This is a genomic window from Bacillus sp. AFS001701 (genome assembly GCF_002559405.1).
Lineage (GTDB): Bacteria > Bacillota > Bacilli > Bacillales > Bacillaceae_G > Gottfriedia.
The window spans coordinates 1-1,471 of the sequence record NZ_NTZO01000635.1; the positions used below are offsets into that span (position 1 = coordinate 1).

Sequence of the window (1,471 nt, forward strand, 5' to 3'; positions counted from 1 at the left end):
TATTAAATAAAATAATAAAAATCATTAAAATTCTAAGATTGAAAAATGTTAATCGCTTGCTAATTTGTTGAAATAATGAGATCTCATTTTTCGATTGTATAACCAACACCTCTAACACTTTTTATATAAGTCTGATTTGGTGGATCAATTTTTTTTCTTAGATTTTTTACATACGCTTCTACAGCATTACTAGTTACCTCGGATTCGATTCCCCAAACTCTTTCAAAAATAACTTCTCTAGTTAGCACAATCCCTCTATTTTTTACTAATAAATCAAATAATTGTAATTCTCTTTGGGTTAAAATTATTTGTTCATTACCTCTATATAAACTAAAATTTGTCCGATTATATGTTAAGTCTTCAATCGTGATTATTTCATCTTGAAGTGGCGCAAAATTCCTACGATTGAGTACTTTAATTCTTGCGGCAAGTTCACTAAAATCAAATGGTTTGATTAAATAGTCATCCGCTCCAGCTTCTAATCCTTCAACACGGTGGTTAATACTATCTCTCGCTGTTAACATTAAGATAGGTCCTTTAAATCCATCGCTTCTAAGCTTTTTGCATATTTCTAACCCACTAATTTCAGGTAACATCCAATCCAAAATAAGTAAATCAAAATCATAGTGAGTTGCTAATTCCAATGCTTGCTTCCCATTAGTAGTCCATTCGATTTGAAATGGAGTTTGTGTTTTTAGCAAATGGGTTGTCATTTTTCCTAATTTTTGATCGTCTTCAGCAAATAAAATTTTCAAAAGATGTCTCCTCTATTAAGTTCTTAATCAGGAACTTAAATTCTTTTTCGTATTAAATGGTAGCTTCTTTATTATTCTTTCGTAAATTTTTAATAATATTTCCATTAATGGTTCCGTTATTGATGATGTTTTTATAACAACAATTGCAACTACACCAGCCAAAATAAATGCACCAATTATATCAAATGGATAATGTACTCCAACATAGATTCTTGAAATACCAACTAATATCGCCCAAACAAATGAAATCAAACCGAAACGATCTTTTCTAAACAATAAAATAAGCGCAGTAGAAAATACTAATGTTCCGTGATCACTTACAAAAGATGAGTCGGATGAATGTGAAATCAGTTTCGTCACATGGTGATTAACGAATGGTCGCGCGTGGTAATAAAATTGATGGATAATAAAGTTACCACCTAGTGCTAATATAAGAGTTAAACCGATATAAAAAGCTGTATACTTACGTTCGCTACCTTTTTGAATCCATAAATAACATAAAAGTGCTATTACTAATAAAATGGCAGATTTAGATAAAAATATCATTACATTATCTAATGCAGGCCATTTGCCAGCAAAACTATTTATTAATTTAAAGATTGAGTAGTTCATTAAAATTTCCTCCATTTTTTTGATCGGAAATTATTATATAAAAGTTTTATGAAAAATTGATGAAAATTTAATTGGGTTTTTTTATTACAAATAAAAAAGACCTA

At 29.2% G+C, this 1,471-nt stretch carries 2 protein-coding genes; both read right to left on the reverse strand.

Translation table 11 applies throughout. The annotated features are described in order from the left end of the window. Window positions 1-83: 83 nt before the first annotated feature. The gene (locus CN514_RS24230; RefSeq protein ID WP_098234755.1) at window positions 84-755 is read right to left on the reverse strand and encodes a response regulator transcription factor; all 672 of its coding nucleotides are present in this window, start codon (window positions 753-755) and stop codon (window positions 84-86) included. Window positions 756-782: 27 nt separating this feature from the next. Beyond that, the gene (locus CN514_RS24235) at window positions 783-1,367 is read right to left on the reverse strand and encodes a phosphatase PAP2 family protein (RefSeq protein WP_176526061.1); all 585 of its coding nucleotides are present in this window, start codon (window positions 1,365-1,367) and stop codon (window positions 783-785) included. Window positions 1,368-1,471: the final 104 nt, after the last annotated feature.

Bases quoted from the DNA above. Each gene is read 5' to 3' on its own strand.
- CN514_RS24235 (WP_176526061.1), bottom strand. From the start codon at position 1,367: ATGAACTACTCAATCTTTAAATTAATAAATAGTTTTGCTGGCAAATGG.